Source organism: Bradyrhizobium sp. (assembly GCF_027451485.1).
Classification (GTDB): Bacteria; Pseudomonadota; Alphaproteobacteria; order Rhizobiales; family Xanthobacteraceae; genus Bradyrhizobium.
The window spans coordinates 1-19864 of the sequence record NZ_DAIDJE010000043.1; the positions used below are offsets into that span (position 1 = coordinate 1).

Here is a 19864-nt window from a genome sequence, read left to right on the forward strand (position 1 = left end):
GGCCCAGACGGCGAGGAGGGCGATGATCGACAGGAGGCGCGCCAACTCTGTTTCCCCAAGTAAAGGACGATTCTCTTCGTCCCTGGCCGATGATCCATCAGAACCGCGGCCTCCGCACTTCATCGGAAGTCGTATGCGTCGAGTCCCATCCTGGCGGCAGCCTAGTGCCCCCTTTCCGAAGCTCGCGTTGCGCCTCGGAAAGTCATGGGCACTAGCTAACTTATTGATGCCTGTACCGCTTCATCGACCTGAAGTCCCTGATCGAATTCGCCGCTTGTGGTGCAGGGACTTCAGATCGGCGTACTAGTCTCCGCTGACGGGAGGGTGGTAATAGAGATGGACGTCGAGCTCTTTGGCCGGGCCGACGAGCTCGGGGCCGCCGAGGTCTGCGAGCGTCCTGAACAGTTTGCCCGCATCGGCAATCTCCGCATCCAGCGGCTGCTTCGGCAGACCGGCGCGTGTGCGATCGCGCAAGGCGCGGAATGTCGCCTCATCCTGGACCTTCATCAGCCGACGCAGCGCGTCCCATTCGGCATCCGAACTCGCCAGAATGTCATTGGCGGCCTTGGTCATCGCCAGGAAACGATCGACCGCGCCGCGGTGGGTGCTCGCGAACGCCTCCGGAAAAACATAGCCGACCATGGCGATGGGCTCGGCGGCGCCGAGTTCGCGCTCGGCGTCGTGCACATCGAGCAGCGAGCGGAATCCCGAGGCCTCCAGCCGCGCGCAGAAATTCCAGAAGTTGAGATTGGCGTCGGCCTCGCCCTGCTGCATTTTCTGGAACATCAGCGGCGGCGCGCCATATTGCAGCGTCGTCTCGCGCCTGAGGTCGATCCCGCGCTTGAGCGCGGCGGCTCGTACGATAAGCCAGCTCTTGTCGAGCGGGCCGCCGGCCACCGCCAGTACGCGGCCCTTGAGACCGGAAATATCCTTGATCGGCGAATCCGCCTTCACCATCACCGCGCCGACCGCGCTGGAATACGGATAGAACACGAGCTTGCTGCCGAGCGCCCGTTCCCTTGCGACCCAGAGCCAGTCGGAGATCGCGACATCCACCGATCCACTGTTGATCGCCAGCTTGCCGGCATCGGGGGAAGCGAACTCGCTGGCGCGAAGCTCCAGCCCGGCGCGCTCCGCGAGGCCGTGGCGGCGGATAACGTCGAGCACCCAGGCAAAAGTGCCGGTCGCCTGGAAGCCGACCCGCAACGTATCGGCGGCGGGCGCCGGCGCCCCTGACATCAGGAGCGAAAATAATGCGAGGCAGAACAAGCGCGCCGGCCCGGTCCGATGCCGGGCCTTCCCATGGCCGGGCCCGGGGGACTTCCGCGCGCTGATGGAGGCGAGGAAGCGCATTTTGCGTAAGCTCAGGAGTGAACCCATGGGCAGGATAAGATCAGCAACGCGAGCAGGATGAAACATGCGGTCCACTTTACGGCCCGCAAAGAGCTGATGCCAGACCGCCATTTGCGGCAATAAGTCCGGTTCCTGACGCGGGCGGAGATGTCTGGCTTGGATTGTCAAATCAGCTGGTTCGTCGTTCCAGGGCCCGCCGCTTGGCGCGAGCCCCATCGCGCCGCATGAAGATTCGGACGAATGATCGCCGGGTTCGTCTCCGCACGCCCCCGAATGACGGCCATTGTTCGAGCCACACCGCCGCATCCCCGCGGCGAGATGTCGCCCGGGCGACGCTACATCGTCCCTCGGAAGCAAGAGGGCGCAGGGAAAGCCGGATGCCTTGCGCACCCGCAGCCTCGCGTCCAAAGAAAAAAGGACACGAGTTAGTCACCACAGGTACGCCGGAGCGATGCGGCCTTCCCTGCGCGATTGGCTTTAACGGCTGCTTCGTGCTTTCTCTGGTGATCGGGCTTTCTTGCCACCATCGCCTTCGCGCCGCCCGTCCTGCCGCGCCAAGGCGTCCATCGTATCTCTGCCCAACCTCACTCCTTCACCGGGCAGGTGTGGTTCGTTGAGTCCTCGCCTTTCGCGCCCTGGATCTGATGCAGGGTCGTCTGGTCGAGCGCGGGTGCATCGCTGGTCGGGAACGGCTTGCTGCCTGCCGGATAGCAGTTCACCGCCAGCACGTAAGCGAGGACATCGGCATATTGCTCCGGCGACAGCGAGCCGGGATTATTGGCCGGCATCGCGCTGACGACCATGTTGCGCATGTCCGCCACTTTCCATTCCAGCATCTTCGCCTTCCTGAGGAAGGCCGCGCCGCCGATCGGCGGTGCCGAGGCGCCGCCCTGCAGATGATTGCCGTGACAGGACGAGCAGTTGCTGTCGAACACGGCCTTGCCCTGTTCGGCCTGCTGTTCGGTGTAGAGCGCCGGCACATCGCCGGACGTGCTACCGGATTTAAAATCGGCGGAGTTGGCGTCGGCCGACGCGGCATCTGCAGATTTGGCGTCGGCAGAGTTGGCGTTGCCCGAGTTGGGATCACCTGACTTTGGATCACCTGAATTGGCATCGGCGGATTTGGGAGGATCTTTCGGGGCAGGCGTTGCCACCGCGGTCTGCGCATCCGCACAAAGCTTGCCGGAGGGATCAACCGCTGCGCTATGCAGGATGATGGCATTGCCGCGAACCGCGACATCGCGCACACCGAAGGCTTCGGGGAGACGGGTCGTCCCCTCCTCGCGCGGAACGGCCACATAAGTCAGATAGCCCTTGATGACGCCATAGAGCTGAGATTGCGCCGGGACCTGATCCGGCGCGGCGCAGCCGGACATGACCCTGGCTCCCGGCGGCACGCCGAGATCGGTGGTGGAGAGCGCGCCGCGCAGGCCGCCGAGCACACCCGGCTCCGACGACCGCCCGGCCGCAACCAGCAGCGACTGCAAGGCGTCCGAGGTCGCCGACCAGAACTCCTCCAGTGCGTCGGCCTTTGCGGAATCGGAAAGATGCGTTTGCGCCACTTGCAGGTTGACCAGCGCGCCCTGCACCGCCGGTCCCCACACGCTTTCGCCGGCGTGCGCAGAGAGCCAGGAAAGATGCGCGATGGCGCCCGCGCGATCGCCCGGCTCGCCGCCAGTCGCCTGAGAGCCGGGCCCGGCCAGCGCCTCGGCCGCGCGCTGCGCCTGCTGTTTGTAGGGCTCGGCATTGGTTGCGGTCACACTGGAGGCCGAACTCAGCGCCGCAATCGCAGCGTCGATATCGGCGAGCGCCTTGATCGCCTCCTGATGCGGATTGCGCGTTTGCTCCGCGGCTCGCGCGAGAGCGGTAAGGGCAAAACATGCAAGGATCGCCAGCGCGGCGGCGATGATCCGCCGCCGCGCCGCTCGTGGAAAGCTCATCATCGCGTCCCCGTTACTGCGCGGCCTGCTTCTGGCCACCGGAGACGAATGCGGTCAGCACGGACGGGCCGCTCACCTTCAGCTCCGGAACCTTGAGAAAGCCGGGATCGCCGGAGGCGACCAGCACGTAGCGCTTGCCGCCTTCGACGAAGGTCGCCGGCGCGGCGATGATGCTGGCCCCGGTATCGTGCTGCCAGAGCAGCTTGCCGGAGTTCGCGTCATAGGCATTGAAATGGCCGTCCAGCAATCCGGTGAAGACGATCGATTCCTTTTCCTGCGGGCGGCGAGAGGATTGATAGTTCATGACCAGCGCCCCGCCGTTGGCGGGCAGATCGAGATGATGGCGCCAGTTGAACAGTCCGGTCGCGACGTCGATGGCGCTGAACCAGCCGCTGTTCGGCCCCACCAGCTTTGGAAATCCGCCGCCGAGATAGAACTGGCCGGCCACGAAGGTGGCCTGCTTGTTTGCAGTCCACGAGCCGCACTGATTGCTGCTCGGCACGTAGAAGGCGTTGGTCGCCGGATCATAGGCGGCGCCGTTGAACTCGACCCCGCCATTGGTGTTCGGACAGGCATAATTGGTGCCGCCGATTTTCGGCGGGGTGTCCTGGTTGAACTGATAGCTCACCGGCGTCTGGCTGACGAGATCGCCGTTCTCGGCGTTGAGGATCCAGAAATTGCCGGCCTTGTCTCCGGCTGCGGCAAGTTTCATCTGCTTGCCGTCGACGGTGCCCGTGAACAGAACGGGCGGCATCGCCGGATCCCAGTCGTGCGTGTCGTGGGCGATGAACTGGTGATACCATTTCATCTTCGGCTGTGCGGTGGAGATATCGAGCGCGACCATGGAGTTGGTGTAGAGGTTCTTGCCTTCACGCACGGCGCCGAGAAAGTCGGGCTGCGGATTGCCGGTGCTGACATAGAGCGTGTCGGTGCCGGGATCGATCGCGACGCCGCTCCAGATCGCGCCGCCGCCGCGTTTCCAGGAATCGCCGCTCCAGCTGTCATGACCGGGCTCGCCCGGCTTCGGCACGGCATCCCACTGCCATATCCGGTTGCCGGTTTTTGGATCGAAGGCGGCGATATTGCCGATGCCGCCCCAGTCGCCGTCCGACACGCCCATCAGGATCTTGCCCTTGTAGGGAACCGGCTGCATTGAATAGAAACTGGTCTTGATATCCTCGACCGTCTGCTTGTCCCAGATGACCTTTCCGGTCTTGGCGTCCAGCGCGGCGAGATGGCCGTTAAGCATGCCGATGAAGACCATGCCGTCATAGACGGCAACGCCGCGATTGCGCGGAAATCCGGTCAGCTGCTCGACTTTCGGATTGTATTTCCATTTCAGCTCGCCGGTTTTGGCGTCGAGCGCGTAAATGTCGTCGCGGTTCGAGGTGATGTAGACCATGCCGTCCCAGACGATCGGCGAGGTCTCGGTCGGGCCGTTGCCCGGAATCTTGAAGGTCCACGCCACCTTCATCTGGTCGACGTTTTCCTTGCTGATCTCGTTTTCCGCGAGCTGGCGATTGTCGCTGTAATCGCCTGCGGGCAGAATCCAGTTCGCGGTATCCTTGGCGGCATCCACCAGCGCTTGCGAGGACGGGCCGGATTGCCCGGACGAAGCCTGCGGCTGCCGGGACTCCGGCTGCGATGTGTCCGAGGCGGCAAGACCGGATCCAGTGAACGCGACAACGGCGGCGCTGGCCATCAGCGCCATCTGCAACGAACGTAGCATGAGCGAACCTCCCGATCTTTCGGATTTGTGGGAAGGGAACGGCGCCGTGCTTCGAACGTTGCTATGAGACGTTTCATTCAAAAGAAATTGAAGTGAGCGGCGCGAACGACTTTCACTCCTGCGCTGCCCTCATCGTCTCCAGCAGCGAAGCCGAGTCGCTGACCCAGCCGAAAATGCCGCCCTGGGCCTTGATCATCTTCAGCCCCGTCTCGTGGAATTCCGGAAAATACGACGCGCAGCCGTCACCGAGCACGATGCAGCGATAGCCGCGGTCGTTGGCTTCGCGCACGGTGGTGTGAACGCAGACCTCGGTCGTCACGCCGCACACCAGAAGGTTCTCGATACCGTGCCGCTTCAGCTCATCGCCGAGCCCGGTGGCGTAGAAGGCGCCCTTCCCCGGCTTGTCGATCACGATCTCACCCTCGCGCGGGTAGAGCGCGGCAATGATGTCATGCCCAGCCTCGCCGCGAATGAGGATCCGTCCCATCGGGCCGGAATCGCCGATGCGCAAGGAAGGTGCGCCGCGCTCTACCTTGGCCGGAGGCGCGTCGGAGAGGTCAGGCAAGTGCCCCTCGCGGGTGTGAACGACGAGCAGGCCCGCCTCGCGGGCAGCGGTCAGCACCGCCGCAACCGGCTTCACTGCACGCGACAGCTGTGAGACATCGTTGCCCAGCGTCTCGCCAAAGCCGCCGGGCTCCAGAAAATCCCGCTGCATGTCGATGATGACCAGCGCCGTTTTCGCGAAGTCGAGTTCGATCGGCGCGGGCTCCGCCTTCAGAACGCCTTTCCCGGGTTTGTTCACGACGTCTCTTGCCCTCCCGTCTCGATACCCGTGGAGCAGCAAGCGGCGTGCCAAGGGCGCTGCCGGCTCTAAATTAAAGGGCGCCGGAATCGCGGCCGCAGGATTTTGGAATCCCGATTTGCCTGGTCCCCCTCAACCCGCTCTCGGCCGCCCGCCTGGTTTTTGGGCGTTCCGGCTGTCGAGTCCCGGCTCCGCACCGTGCGGCGCGGCCTCGACTCCCCGATTGCTCAAGTCTCTCGCATACAATTCAAGGAATCTGCCGTGTTTTTAATCAGCGCAAATGCGCCCCGTCGCCCTGCGCGAGTCTTTTGCCAATCAAACCAGACAGATACGCGAAACTGCGTTCTGGCACGAAGCTTGCGACACGCTCTGCTGGGCCCTGCCGACCGGTCGAGGCCAACAGATGGCAGCGGGAATGATCCGCACGGGGAGTAGTCAAAATGGATTTCAGCAGCATTTCACGACGGCGCCTGTTGCAGGGAAGCGCGGCGCTGACACTCGGCACGGCGCTCGGCGCACGTAGTGCCGCCGCTGCCGACACCACGATCGGCTTCATCTATGTCGGCTCGCGCGACGACTACGGCTACAACCAGGCGCATGCGGCCGGCGCCGCCGTGCTGAAGAAGATGCCAGGCCTCAAGGTGATTGAAGAAGAGAAGGTGCCGGAGACCGACGCGGTCGAAAAGACCATGGAGTCGATGATCAATCTCGACGGCGCGACGCTGCTGTTTCCGACCTCGTTCGGCTACTACAATCCGCACGTCAAGAAGACCGCGAGCAAGTACCCGAAGGTGCGTTTCGAGCACTGCGGGGGCCTGTGGACCGACAAGGACCCGAAAAATGCCGGCAGCTATTTCGGCTATATCGACGAGGCGCAATATATCGCCGGCATCGTCGCCGGCCATACCTCGAAGAGCGGCAAGCTCGGCTTCGTCGCGGCCAAGCCGATCCCGCAGGTGCTGCGCAACATCAACGCGTTCACGCTCGGCGCCAGGCTCGCCAACCCGAAAGCCACCACGCAGGTGATCTTCACCGGCGACTGGTCGATGCCGGTGAAGGAAGCCGAGGCCACCAACAGCCTGATCGATCAGGGCGTGGACGTTCTGACCTGTCACGTCGACGGCCCGAAGACCATGGTGGAGAACGCCGCCCGCCGCGGCGCCTTTGTCTGCGGCTATCACGTCAACCAGGCCCCGCTGGCGCCGAAGGCCTATCTTACCGGCGCCGAGTGGAACTGGGAGGCGCTCTATCCGAAATTCGTCAAGATGATGGCTTCCGGCGAAGGCATTCCGAACTTCTACCGAGGTGGTCTGAAGGAAGAGATCGTCAAGGTGTCGCCTTACGGTCCGGCGGTTTCGGAAACGGCGCGCAAGCACGCCGACGAGGTCAAGGCCAAGTTCATGGCGACGGGGCTGACCATCTTCAAGGGCCCGCTGGTCGACAACAAGGGCAAGACCGTCATCGCCGCCGGCACCGAACGCGGCCAGAAGGATCCCGAGCTCGAGAAGATGGACTATCTGGTCGAGGGCGTGATCGGAGCGACTGCGTGACCTCTGAAGCCGTTGATCCGGTGGAGGCCGTCGGGCACATCGCTCCGGCGTCCGACGCCGGATTCCTTCAGCGCTTCGGCGCAACCATCGAATACATCCTGATCCCGGGCGCGGCGCTGGCCGGCGCGCTTGTGGTCTTCGGCATCTTTGTCGCGCTGTTCGGCAAGAACCCGTTCGACCTTTATTTCTACATGTATCGCGGCGCGTTCGGCACCTGGTTCTCCTGGCAGAACACCTTGACGCGCGCCGCGCCGTTGATCCTCACCGCGCTCTGCACCGCGCTGCCCGCGCAGCTCGGCATGGTCATCATCGGCGGTGAAGGCGCGCTGTTGATCGGTGCATTGTCGGCAACTTCCGCCGCGCTCGTGATGCCTTCGGCGCCGCCGCTCGCCGTCCAGCTCGCAATGGCAGCAGCCGGCATGATCGGCGGCGGCCTGTGGATCATGCTCACGGGGGCCTTGCGGCAATATCGCGGCGTCAACGAGACGATATCGAGCCTGCTGCTCGTCTATATTGCGCTCGCCATTCTCAATCACCTCGTCGAAGGACCGATGCGCGATCCCGCGAGCCTCAACAAGCCGTCGACCCGCGAGATCGGCGCGGCCAACATGATCGGCTCCATCCCCGGCACCGAGGTGCATTGGGGCCTGGTGTTCGGCCTGATCGCCGCGACCGTTTCCTACATTCTGATCTATCACACCACCTTCGGCTTTGCGGTGCGCGTCGCCGGCGGCAATATCCGCGCCGCGAAAATCGTCGGCCTCTCGGTGGGCAAATTGGTCCTGACCATCTGCTTTCTCGCCGGTGCCTGCGCCGGGCTTTCCGGCATGGTCGAGGTCGCCGCCGTGCAGGGCCGCACCAATGCCAACCTCGCCGCCGGCTATGGCTTTACCGGAATCCTGGTCGCGTTTCTGGCGCGGCAAAATCCGCTCGCCGTCATTCCGGTCGCGGTCCTGATTGGCGGCATCGGCGCGAGCGGAGGCCTGTTGCAGCGCAGACTCGGCCTGCCCGATGCCTCGGTGCTGGTGCTGCAAGGCATCATCTTCGTGTTCGTGCTGGCGAGCGACGCGCTCTACGGCCGGATCGGCTTTTTGAAAGGCAGGTGATGTTGCAGGTGGCGTTGCAAGCGACATCGCAACTGACCGTGAGAGGCAGGCGGCATGGCTGACGCAGGAATCGGACTCTGGACCGTGCCGCTCGCCGTGATCGGCGGCGCCATCCGCGTCTCCACGCCGTTTCTGTTCGTCAGCCTGGGCGAATGCATCACCGAGCGCTCCGGCCGCATCAACCTCGGCCTTGAAGGCACGCTGGTCATGGGCGCGATGAGCGCCTACGGCATCTCTTATTTCAGCGGCTCGCCGTGGATCGGCGTTCTCTCAGCCGGCATCACCGGCGCGCTGCTCGGCGCGCTCCATGCCGGCATCTGCTCACTGCCGCGCGTCAATGACGTTGCGGTCGGCATTGCCCTGATGCTGTTCGGCACCGGCCTCGCCTTCTTTCTCGGCAAGCCGCTGATCGAGCCGACGGCTCCAAGATTGCCGGCGATCGATTTCGGCTGGTGGAGCGATATTCCGCAGGTCAAGGCGGCGCTGCGCGTCAACGTGCTGTTTCTGTTCGGCGTGGCGCTCGCACCCGTTCTGTATTGGGCGTTCCGCGCCACGCGCTGGGGTCTTTTGATCCGCACGACCGGCGAAAGCTCGGATGCCGCGCGCGCCATGGGCCACTCGGTGCTGCTGATCCGCCTGCGCGCCACCATGGTCGGCGGGTTCCTCGCCGGCATCGGCGGCTCGTTCCTGTCGCTGTTCTATCCCGGCAGCTGGAATGAAGGTCTATCGTCGGGACAAGGTATCACCGCAGTCGCGCTCGTGATCTTCGCGCGCTGGGATCCGATGCTGTGCCTTTGGGCCTCGCTCGCCTTTGGCGGAGCGGCGGCGCTTGGCCCGGCGCTGCAATCGGTCGGCGTCACCTTCGGCTATCATCTGTTCAACGCCGCGCCTTATTTCCTGACGCTGGCGATCATGATCATCACCTGCTCGCCGAAGCGCATGCTGACCGGCGCACCCGCTGAACTCTCGATCACGAGGTAAACGAGGCCTTCATGCCCGAGCGCTTTATCAAGTCCGAGCCTTATGCCTGGCCGTATGACGGCAACCTTCGGCCGCAGAATACGGCGCTGATCATCATCGACATGCAGACCGATTTCTGCGGCGTCGGCGGATATGTCGATAAGATGGGCTACGACCTGTCGCTGACCCGCGCGCCGATCGAGCCGATCAAGCGCGTGCTCGAGGCGATGCGCCAGAAGGGTTACCACATCATCCACACCCGCGAGGGACATCGCCCCGATCTGTCCGACCTGCCTGCCAACAAGCGCTGGCGCTCGCGGCAGATCGGCGCCGGTATCGGCGATCCCGGACCGTGCGGACGGATTCTCGTGCGCGGCGAACCCGGCTGGGAGATCATTCCGGAGCTGGCGCCAAAAGCGGGCGAGCCGATCATCGACAAGCCCGGCAAGGGGTCGTTCTGCGCCACCGACCTTGAATTGATATTGCGCGTGCGCGGCATCGAGAACATCGTTCTGACCGGCATCACCACCGACGTCTGCGTTCACACCACCATGCGCGAGGCCAACGACCGCGGCTTCGAATGCGTGTTGCTCGAGGACTGCTGCGGCGCCACAGACAAGGGCAATCACGACCACGCCCTCAAGATGATCAAGATGCAGGGCGGCGTGTTCGGCGCGGTGGCGAGATCCGCCGACCTGATCGGAGCGATCTAAGTGCTTGTCGGCGAGATACCACCGCCGCGAGGTGCCTTCGGCATCGACGCCATCGCCATGACCATGCGCTTCGGCGATTTCCTGGCGCTTGATGATGTCGAACTGAGGGTCCGGTCCGGAACGCTGCATGCGCTGCTCGGCGAGAACGGCGCGGGCAAGAGCACGCTCGTCAAATGCATCATGGGCTATTATCACGCCACCGAAGGACAGATCATTGTCGGCGATCGCGAGCAGGCGATCGCCAACCCGAAGGACGCGCATGCGCTGGGTCTCGGCATGGTCTACCAGCATTTCACGCTGGTGCCGGCGATGACGGTCGCCGAAAACCTGGTGCTGGCGCGCGACAACGTGCCGGGCGTGGTCGACTGGCCGAAGGAACGGAAGGAACTGGAAGCGTTCCTGGCGCGGATGCCGTTCAGGGTGCCGCTCAATGCCCGCGTCTCCGACATCTCCGCCGGCGAACGGCAGAAGTGTGAGATCCTCAAGCAGCTTTATCTGAAGCGGCGCTTTTTGATCCTCGACGAACCGACCTCGGTGCTGACGCCCGGCGAGGCCGACGAGGTGCTCGGCCTGCTGCGCAAGATGGTCGAAGGCGGCGAACTGACCATCCTGATGATCACGCACAAGTTCCGCGAGGTGATGGCGTTCGCCGACGAGGTGACTATCCTGCGCCGTGGCAAGCTTGCAGGCAAAGGCCTCGTCAAGGAACTGACGCCGGATGCGATGGCGCGCGCCATGATCGGCGCCGAAGAACTGACCATCCAGCCGCCGCGTTCAGGCGAGACCGGAGGCGTGCGGCTCGAGCTGGACAAGCTCTGCGCGCTTGACGACGCCGGCGCGGTTGCCGTGAACGAGGTTTCTCTTGCGGTACGCGGCGGCGAAATCGTCGGCATCGCCGGCGTCTCCGGCAACGGCCAGCGCCAGCTTGTCGAAGTGCTGGCCGGCCAGCGCGAAGCCGAGCGCGGCGAAATCCGCGTCGCCGGCGAGGCCTATCATGCGAGCCGCGAGGAAATGCGCCGGCACCGGATGTCGCTGTTGCCGGAAGAGCCGCTGAAAAACGCCTGCGTCGGTGGCATGAGTGTTGCCGACAACATCGCCCTTCGCAAATTCGACCGCGCGCCGTTTGCCTTGGGCGGATGGTGGCTCAACCGCGGCGCCTTCCGCAGCGATGCCGAGAAGAAGATCAGCCGCTACAAGATCAAGACCCGCGGCCCCGACATGCCGATCTCGGCGCTCTCGGGCGGCAACGTGCAGCGCGCAGTGCTCGCGCGCGAACTCGGAGGCGACGTCGCGGTGCTGATTGCCGCCAACCCGTGCTTTGGGCTCGATTTCGCCGCCGTCGCTCAGATCCGTGCCGAGATCATGGCGGCGCGCAACCGCGGCGCGGCCGTGCTGCTGGTCAGCGAGGACCTCGACGAACTACTGGAGTTGTCGGATCGTCTCGTGGTGATGTTTCATGGCCAGCTGGTCTACGAGGCGCGCGCCAGCGAAGCCGACCTGACGGAAGTCGGCCGCCACATGGCGGGACACTGACGGGTTGTCGCAGAACGTCGCATACCGAGGCGCGCGACTTCTCGCTACGCGGCCTGCTCGCGAACTGACCAGAAGCCCGGCCCGTGAGGATTGTCGTCCGGCACGAGACGCCAAAGCGTCCCCGTTGGTACATGTCGGAACCATCTGTCGCCCGTGCCGAACGGGCCAGTGAGAGGCGTTCCAACCTCCTCCGCCAGACCGCCTGCGATCTGGCCCCGCATCCACGTCAAGAAACGATCCCGCTCGCGCAACGAACCAAAACTACTGATCTCTTCCCACGAAAACATAACGCGACGTCACGCAAGCCCGCAGCCTGCCTGCACAACGCCCGGAACCTCTATTCGTTCAATGGGTTCAACCGCAGCCGGAACAAAAGCGATGACGCGGGCTTCCGGCGCGGCCGGAAACCCGGACGGCAACGTGAAATTGACCCGCATGAAGACGGCCAAGCAAATTCGCAAACAGGCGAAGACTGCCGGAATTGGCGACTTTAGTCGCCGGGCGTGAAGCGAAATCAACGCCGAGACAGCATCTGTCATGGCAGCAAACCCACGCCACGCGCCTATGCGCTGACAGGACTACCGGGATTTCCGAGGCGCAGTTCGCCGTGAGCGCGCAGGCAGAGGGATCGGCATAGTTCCCGTCTCGCCCGCGGTAACGAAATCCGCCGCGGTTGCAGTTTCCAGCGGCAGGGCGTTTGGCGAAGGGCGCACTGCGCAGTCCCGCGTAACCTCGCCGACGGGCGTTCCGCTTTCATCAACAACCGAGACCGACCGCCTCCCGGTGTCGAGCAGCGATCGCTGCAATTCGCTCAGCTTTGCCGCGGTCGATACCGTGCCCGGCAACCGCGCCACGGCGGCCCGCCCAAGATGAATCCGCGCGGAATACAGCGATCGTGATTCGATCATCCGGGCTACCCCGACGGCACCGGCCGTGGCCAGGATCACCGGCACCATCAGCGTGTCGAGACGCCGCGTCAATTCGAGCGTAAGGACGACGGCCGACACCGGACCTTGCGTTGCCGCCGCAAGAAGCGCGCAGGCTCCGATGATGGCAAAGCTTCCCGGCGGAGCGCCCGGCCATCCGAAGAGCCATATCTGTCCCAACGCGCCGCCCAGCAAAGCGCCCAGGGTGAACGTCGGAGTAAACAAGCCGCCGGGAGCGCCGCTGGCGAGGCACGCTGCCGTCGCGAGCGGCTTGAGCACCAGGATTGCCAATACCAGTGCAAGACCAGGCTGCCCGGCAAACATCATCTGAACCACATCCTTTCCGTTGCCGAGGAGATGGGGAAAGGCGATGGCCGTCGCACCAAGCGCAGCAAAGACGGTGAGAGGGGCAACGAGAGAAAACAGCCGCCCGGATTTCATGACATCGGCCATCGAGATCAGCCGAACGTAGAAGACCGCAACCATTCCGATGATCGGACCCGCAACCGCCGACCAGACCATTTGACTGGAGCTGACTGAATAAAATGGGATCTGATAGGTCGGCTCGTTGGGCAAGAGCAGCCACGAGACCGCGGTGGCAACCACCGCGGTTGCCAGAGCGGGAGGCACGAGCGGGAGGGAGATCGTGCCAAGCAATACTTCGAGAGCGAAAATCGCTCCGCCGAACGGCACGTTGTAGACGGCCGCAATGCCCGCACCCGCGCCGCAAGCGCTCAACAGGCGGCGCTGGCTGTTCGGAAGAGACGCCCACTGCGCCAGTACGCTCGCCGCCAGCGCCCCGATTTGTTTCGGCGCGGCTTCGCGACCGAGCGAGGCGCCGAGACCGACGATGACAATGGAGGTCACCGCGCGCAGGACAGTTGGGAAAGGCGAAAGCCGCCCGTTGCTGAACCAGATTTTCTGGGCGAGTTCGCCGCCGTGACCGCTTCCCTGGTGCAAAATGCCCTGACGCAAAATGAAACGCGAAATGCCCGCAACACATCCTGCACCCGTGACGACCAGCAATATCCGGGTCGGGCTTGCGTGTTGGACCGCGGCGAGAAAGTTGTCGCCGGCGCGATAAGGCCAGGCTGCGTGCTGGACGGCACGCAGCAGGCGCATCAGCAGGCCTCCACCTAGACCGGCGCCGACACCTGTGGCGATCGCCATCGCCCAGAACTGAAGCGAGAGAACCCGGAAACTCCCGCTTCCCAACACGTTCGGTTGAGGGGAGCCGTCATTCTCGATGGCCCACCAGCGCCTCATGGAACGATGCCACGGACCCTCTTCGCCTGAAGCACCCCGTTGAGAGGCTGATCGGCAACCAGACGAATGATCTTCAACACGAACGGCTCCCGGCGTGGACTCGCAACAAGGCCTACGGAAACAGCCGGCAAGGCTGCCAGTTCCGATCAGTGCAGGCTTTTCACCCGGAGGCGGCGCGGTGGGTGGCGAATGTCAATTCAACTCCACCAGAGCCATCGCCGGGATCAACCGGCTCCAGCCGCTTAACATCTGCGCAGCATCTCGCTATATCCTTCGGTCAGCCCGCCATGGTTCAATCGCAGAAGGCTCTCCCACCCATGCTTCCTCGCCTGCAATACGGGACGACGGCCAAGGTCTTTCATTGGCTGATCGTCGCGCTCCTGATCGTGCAATATCTGATCGGCTGGCTGATGCCGGACCTCCACCGCGGCCAGCAGCCCGGCAAGGGGATGGTCTTCCACATTTCGTTCGGCATCACGATTCTTCTGGTCATTCTGCTGCGCTTCGTCTGGCGGCTGACGCATCCGGTGGCACCCGAAAGCTCCCTGCCTCCCTGGCAGAGGCTGAGCTCCGAACTCGTGCACTGGATGCTCTACGTCCTGGTACTCGCGACCACCCTGTCGGGCTGGCTGTTTGCGTCATTTCGCGGCTGGAGCGTTTCCTACTTCTATCTGTTTCCGCTCCCAATGCTCGCGGGCGACAATGCGGCCGCCGGCAAGGCGATCGACGGCCTGCATCAGGCGGCGGAATGGACCCTGCTGGTCTTCGTCGGTTTTCACGTTCTCGCTGCGCTCGCTCACCTGTTCGTCTATCGCGATCGCGTCATGCAGCGCATGCTTCCCGGCTAAGTCTCGGAAGCGGCCCGGCCGGACTGCCGTGGGCCGCTTCGCTTCGGTGACCGTGGCTACTTGTCGGACTGCGTAGCCGCATCCGGCGCGAGGGCGCGCTTCTGCAAATCCGGAACATTGACCTTGACGCCGTTCGACATGATGACGTCGCCGGGCTTTTGATCCGCGGCACAGGCCCCCAGCCACTTGCCCTCCATCGTCATCCTGGCCGCCGGCAGGTCCTTGCCTTCCGCCGTCACTGTCATGGTGTAGGCGCTGTCGAAACTGCCGGTGACAACCGCGCGTGCACTGGCCGGCTTGCCGTTGAAACTGCATCGGGACTCGATCGTGAACCCGCTGTCGGATTTGCTGACCTGACGGGACGGGCAGGCCTGCGCGGAGAGAGGACCGGTGCTCGATTGCAGCATCCGGTCGGTCGCCGCATCGATACATTGCTTCACGGTGACGGCGTGGCCCCCGATCGTGGTTTTGATCTCCCACAGGCCGGCCTTGCGGGCCGGCGCGTCATCGGCGGCGGCCTGGACGACGAACAGCAGGCTGACGACCGCACCGATACAGAAGGCGGCGCTTGAATTACCTGTGCCGGGCGACCGACGTTGACCGGATCTCATGGATGCCATCCTCGCCTCATCGGCAATTTCCTATCAATACCGTCGCTCGGCGCAACGAGTGCCGCAGGCGAAATCCCGGGCGTGTCGAGGCCTCCCTTTGAGGCAGCCATGTGGCGATTTTGTGTGACATTGTGAGGGCTTTTGCATCGGGACGTTGCCAGATAGAAGCTGACCGGCAACGACGATCGCGCATCTCATGAACCTCTCTGCCCCGTTTATCCGCCGGCCGGTCGCGACGACGCTGTTGTCGTTCGGACTGGTGGTGGCCGGCGCGATCGCATTTTTCAAGCTGCCGGTCTCGCCGCTGCCCGATGTCGACATTCCCACGATTTCGGTACAGGCGACGCTGCCGGGCGCCAGCCCGGCCGATGTGGCCATCACGGTCGCAAGCCCGCTTGAGCGCCACCTCGGCCAGATCGCCGATGTCACCGAGATGACATCGACCAGCACGCTGGGCTCGGCGCGCGTCAACCTGCAATTCGAGATCGGCCGCGACATCAATGGTGCCGCGCGCGACGTACAGGCGGCGATCAACGCGGCGCGTGCCGATCTGCCGAGCAGCCTGCGCAGCAATCCGACCTACCGCAAATTCAACCCGGCTTCGGCGCCGATCCTGATCTACACCCTGACCTCGGACACGCTGGTGCCGGCCGATCTCTACGACGCCGCCTCGACTGTGCTTGCCCAGAAGCTGTCGCAGATCGAGGGCGTCGGCGAAGTCGCCGTCAGCGGCGGATCGCTGCCGGCCGTGCGCGTCGAGTTGCTGCCGCCGGCTCTCTACAAATACGGTATTGGCCTCGAAGACGTTCGGGCCGCGCTCGCCTCGACAAACGCGCACAGCCCGAAGGGCGGCATCGACGTCGACAGCCACCGATACCAGATCTATTCCAACGACCAGGCCAGCAAGGCCGATGAATACAAGTCGCTGATCGTTGCATACCGCAAGGGCGCGCCGGTGCGCCTGTCGGACGTCGGGGAGGTCGTCGACTCGGTCGAAAATGTCCGCACGCTCGGCCTCTCCAACGGCAAGCCGGCGGTGATGATGATCGTGTACCGGCAGCCGGGGGCCAACATCATCCAGATGGTCGACCGGGTAAAGGCGCTGATGCCGCAACTGAAGGCGTCCGTCTCGCCTGCGATCGACATCAATCTTGCCGTCGACCGTTCGAAGACGATCCGCGCTTCGCTCAGGGACGTCGAAATCACGCTGCTCATCGCCGTGGCGCTGGTGATTCTCGTCGTGTTCGCATTCCTGCGTAATGCGCGCGCGACGCTCATCCCGGTCGCCGCCGTCACGGTGTCGCTCGTGGCGACGCTCGCCGTGATGTACGTACTGGGCTACAGCCTCGATATCTTCTCGCTGATGGCGCTGACGGTCGCCACCGGATTCGTCGTCGACGACGCTATCGTCGTGCTCGAAAACATCGCCCGCCACATGGATGCCGGAATGGCTCGAATGGAAGCCACGCTGCTTGGCGCGCGCGAGGTCGGCTTTACGGTTCTGTCGATGAGCGTATCGCTGGTCGCGGTGTTTGTCCCGATCCTGCTGATGGGCGGACTGGTCGGGCGGCTGTTTCGCGAATTCGCCATGACGGTGACGATCGCGATTGCGATCTCGCTCGTGGTTTCGCTGACCACAACGCCGATGATGTGCGCCGTGCTGCTGCGCGGCGACCGCGAGGCGCCGCACGGCCGGATTTACCGGATCAGCGAATATGTCTTCGAGGCCATGCTGAACGGCTATCGGTGGACGCTTTCGATAGCCTTGCGCCACCCGCTTCTGGTGATGCTGACATTGGCCGCGACCCTCTTCCTGAACTTCCACCTCTACCGCGTCGTTCCGAAGGGCTTTGTGCCGCAGCAGGATACCGGGCTGCTGATCGGGTCGATCCAGGCTGACCAGCACACGTCGTTCCAGCTGATGAGACAGAAGCTGATGCAGTTCATCGATATCGTCAAAAAGGATCCGGCGGTCGACACCGCGGTCGGGTTTACCGGCGGCAGCGGGCCGGGCCCCGGCGCCGCCGTCAATACCGGCACGGTGTTCGCGTCACTAAAGCCCATCCGCGAACGCGGTATATCGGCGGAGCGCGTGATCGAGCGGCTGCGCGGCGAGCTTTCGGCGGTTGCCGGAGCCACGCTGTTCCTGCAATCGATCGGCGATCTCGGCGCGGGTGGCCGTTCCGGCAATGCCGCCTATCAATACACGCTGCAAGGCTCGACCTCCGACGAGCTGAATGAATGGACGCCAAAGCTCGTCGCGGCGCTCAAGGGTGTGCACGAATTGGTCGATGTCTCCAGCGATCAGCAGAACAAGGCGCTGCAATCCAACCTCATCATCGATCGAGACGCCGCCGCCCAGCTCGGTATCACGGTCAGCCAAATCGACAACACGCTCTATGATGCCTTCGGGCAGCGACAGGTCTCGACGATTTACGTGGCGCGCAACCAGTATCACGTGGTCATGGAGGTGACGCCGGCCTATTGGCAAAATCCGGAGACGTTACGCGATGTCTGGATCAGCACCGTCGGCGGCCCCGCTACCGGTTCGCAAACGACCAACGCGGTGGCCGGCACGATTGCCTCGCCGTCACAGCCCAACTCGATCACCGCGATCGCCGCGAATGCCGTACGAAACCAGGCGACCAACTCGATCGGCGCGTCCGGCAAGGGGGTGTCGTCCACCGGAACGGCGGTTTCGACCAGCGTGGAGACGATGATACCGCTCGCAAGCGTCGCCCGCTTCATGCAAGGCGAAACCCCGCTCTCGGTCAACCATCAGGATGGTCTGGTATCGAACACCGTCTCCTTCAACCTGCCACCGGGCGTCGCTTTGAGCACAGGCGCGGCCGCGATCGAAGCGACGATGACCAGGATCGGCATGCCGGCTGATATTCGCGGCGGGTTTTCCGGCGCCGCGAAGATCTTTCAGCAGTCGCTGGCGAACGAGCCGTTCCTGATCCTGGCCGCGCTCGCGACGATCTACATTTCGCTCGGCATGCTCTACGAGAGCTACATTCATCCGCTCACGATCCTGTCCACGCTCCCTTCGGCGGGCGTCGGCGCCGTCGCAGCCTTGATGCTGTCCCACACCGAATTCGACATCATCGCGATGATCGGCGTGATTCTCCTGATCGGCATCGTGAAGAAGAACGCGATCATGATGATCGATTTCGCGCTCGATGCCGAGCGCTTGCGCGGGCTGTCGTCGCAGGACGCGATCTTCGAAGCCTGCGTGATGCGCTTCCGCCCGATCATGATGACGACCATGGCCGCTCTGTTCGGCGCGTTGCCGCTGATGATCGGGCTCGGCGAGGGCAGCGAATTCCGCCAGCCGCTCGGGATCGCGATTTTTGGCGGGCTGATCCTGAGCCAGATCCTGACGCTCTATACGACGCCGGTCGTCTATCTCTATCTCGATCGCGCGCGGCATTGGCGCCAACGGAGGCGGCAGCGCGGTCTCGTCCCCGGCGAATAGGCTTATTCCTACCCTAACTCGCTTCGCACGATGGCGGCGCCGTCCGCGAGCGCCTTCAATTTTGCAAAGGCCAGCTCGCGCGAAAGATACTTCATGCCGCAATCCGGGGCCGGCACCAGCCGCTCTGGCGGAAGGTATTCCAACCCGGCACGAATGCGGTTCGCCACGATCGCCGGCGTCTCCGCGTCCGGATCGGCAAGATCGATCACGCCGAGCATGATCTTCTTCGGCGCAAGGTCGGCGAGCACGCCGAGGTCGAGCTTCGGCTGCGCCGCCTCGATCGAAATCTGATCGGCGCAGCAGGCGCCGAGTTCGCTCAAGAAGGAATAGCCGACCGGCTTCTCGCCCTTGACGATCGCCGCATAGCCGAAACAGAGATGCACGACGGTCGTGGCCTTGAGGCCATCGAGGGCGCGGTCGATCGCTTTCACCGCGATGCGCTTGGCCGCAGTCGGATCCTGGCGCAGCCACGGCTCATCGAGCTGGATCACGTCGGCGCCGGCCTGTTCGAGGTCGCGCGCTTCGGCGTTCACGGCAGCGGCAAAATCCATCACCATCTCGTCGTCGTCTTTGTAATACTCGTTGACCGCCTGCCGGCTCATCGTGAACGGACCCGGCAGCGTGATTTTTGCGAGCCTCTCGGTATTGCGACGAAGAAATTCCATGTCGCGCACTTCGACCGCATGGGTCCGCCTGATCGGACCGACCACGCGCGGTACGGCCGTCGCCAGGCCGGCCTTGGAGATCACTTCGCCCGGCTGGCCGGCGGAAATGCCTTCGAGCGCGGTCGCAAAGCGGTTGGAGTAGCTTTCCCGCCGTACCTCCCCGTCGGTAATGACGTCGATGCCGGCGCGCTCCATGTCGCGGATCGCCAGCAGAGTGGCGTCTTCCTGCGCCTGCTCGAGAAACGGTTCTGCCACGCGCCACAGATCGAGCCGCACCCGCGCCACGCCCTTCGACAGCATCTGGCGGTCGACCAGCCAGTCCGGCTGTGGATAGCTGCCGACGACCGTGGTGGGCAATAGTTTCGCGGTCATTACAACTCCGAA

14 protein-coding genes are annotated in these 19864 nt (G+C 63.9%); 7 read left to right on the plus strand and 7 right to left on the minus strand.

Features of this window, described 5'->3' with window-relative positions:
• Positions 1–303 precede the first annotated feature (303 nt).
• The 4 genes from NEZ08_RS05825 to NEZ08_RS05840 all read right to left on the minus strand — a co-directional run bounded on the left by NEZ08_RS05825 (position 304) and on the right by NEZ08_RS05840 (position 5824).
• On the minus strand, positions 304–1239 hold the full coding sequence (locus tag NEZ08_RS05825) for an ABC transporter substrate-binding protein (RefSeq protein ID WP_298105059.1): 936 nt from the start codon (positions 1237–1239) through the stop codon (positions 304–306).
• A 698-nt stretch (positions 1240–1937) separates the two neighbouring features.
• Positions 1938–3293: a cytochrome c gene (locus NEZ08_RS05830; protein WP_298105061.1), complete on the minus strand. Its 1356-nt coding sequence runs from the start codon at positions 3291–3293 to the stop codon at positions 1938–1940.
• Positions 3294–3306: 13 nt separating this feature from the next.
• The gene (locus NEZ08_RS05835) at positions 3307–5022 is read right to left on the minus strand and encodes a PQQ-binding-like beta-propeller repeat protein (RefSeq protein ID WP_298105063.1); all 1716 of its coding nucleotides are present in this window, start codon (positions 5020–5022) and stop codon (positions 3307–3309) included.
• A gap of 112 nt (positions 5023–5134) precedes the next feature.
• Positions 5135–5824, minus strand: a complete 690-nt coding sequence (locus NEZ08_RS05840; RefSeq protein WP_298105065.1) for a cysteine hydrolase family protein — start codon at positions 5822–5824, stop codon at positions 5135–5137.
• A 440-nt stretch (positions 5825–6264) separates the two neighbouring features.
• Between NEZ08_RS05840 and NEZ08_RS05845 the strand changes: the two genes are divergently transcribed.
• The 5 genes from NEZ08_RS05845 to NEZ08_RS05865 are packed head-to-tail and all read left to right on the plus strand — an operon-like array spanning position 6265 to position 11686.
• Entirely contained in the window at positions 6265–7374 is a 1110-nt protein-coding gene (locus NEZ08_RS05845) for a BMP family ABC transporter substrate-binding protein (protein ID WP_298105068.1), read from the plus strand.
• Positions 7371–8480: an ABC transporter permease gene (locus NEZ08_RS05850; protein ID WP_298105070.1), complete on the plus strand. Its 1110-nt coding sequence runs from the start codon at positions 7371–7373 to the stop codon at positions 8478–8480. The genes NEZ08_RS05845 and NEZ08_RS05850 overlap by 4 nt, the downstream gene beginning before the upstream one ends.
• A 54-nt stretch (positions 8481–8534) precedes the next feature.
• Entirely contained in the window at positions 8535–9461 is a 927-nt protein-coding gene (locus NEZ08_RS05855; RefSeq protein WP_298105073.1) for an ABC transporter permease, read from the plus strand.
• Between the two features lie 11 nt (positions 9462–9472).
• A complete protein-coding gene (locus NEZ08_RS05860) occupies positions 9473–10153 on the plus strand; it encodes a cysteine hydrolase family protein (RefSeq protein ID WP_298105075.1) in 681 nt (226 codons plus the stop codon).
• The gene (locus NEZ08_RS05865; RefSeq protein WP_298105078.1) at positions 10154–11686 is read left to right on the plus strand and encodes an ABC transporter ATP-binding protein; all 1533 of its coding nucleotides are present in this window, start codon (positions 10154–10156) and stop codon (positions 11684–11686) included.
• 578 nt (positions 11687–12264) lie between these two features.
• Here the strand turns inward: NEZ08_RS05865 and NEZ08_RS05870 are convergent.
• The gene (locus tag NEZ08_RS05870; RefSeq protein ID WP_298105080.1) at positions 12265–13878 is read right to left on the minus strand and encodes a chloride channel protein; all 1614 of its coding nucleotides are present in this window, start codon (positions 13876–13878) and stop codon (positions 12265–12267) included.
• A gap of 317 nt (positions 13879–14195) precedes the next feature.
• Here NEZ08_RS05870 and NEZ08_RS05875 point away from each other — a divergent pair, with 317 nt between their 5' ends.
• The gene (locus NEZ08_RS05875; protein WP_298105087.1) at positions 14196–14726 is read left to right on the plus strand and encodes a cytochrome b; all 531 of its coding nucleotides are present in this window, start codon (positions 14196–14198) and stop codon (positions 14724–14726) included.
• A gap of 56 nt (positions 14727–14782) precedes the next feature.
• Here the strand turns inward: NEZ08_RS05875 and NEZ08_RS05880 are convergent, their stop codons facing one another.
• Positions 14783–15337, minus strand: coding sequence for a DUF3617 family protein (locus tag NEZ08_RS05880; RefSeq protein ID WP_298105090.1), 555 nt, complete (start codon positions 15335–15337; stop codon positions 14783–14785).
• A gap of 196 nt (positions 15338–15533) precedes the next feature.
• On the opposite strand from NEZ08_RS05880, the gene NEZ08_RS05885 reads away from it, so the two are divergent.
• Positions 15534–18815 (plus strand): efflux RND transporter permease subunit, encoded by a 3282-nt coding sequence (locus NEZ08_RS05885; RefSeq protein WP_298105093.1) that lies wholly within the window; start codon positions 15534–15536, stop codon positions 18813–18815.
• A gap of 8 nt (positions 18816–18823) precedes the next feature.
• Here NEZ08_RS05885 and NEZ08_RS05890 read toward each other — a convergent pair whose 3' ends face one another.
• A complete protein-coding gene (locus tag NEZ08_RS05890; RefSeq protein WP_298105096.1) occupies positions 18824–19852 on the minus strand; it encodes a cobalamin-independent methionine synthase II family protein in 1029 nt (342 codons plus the stop codon).
• Positions 19853–19864: the final 12 nt, after the last annotated feature.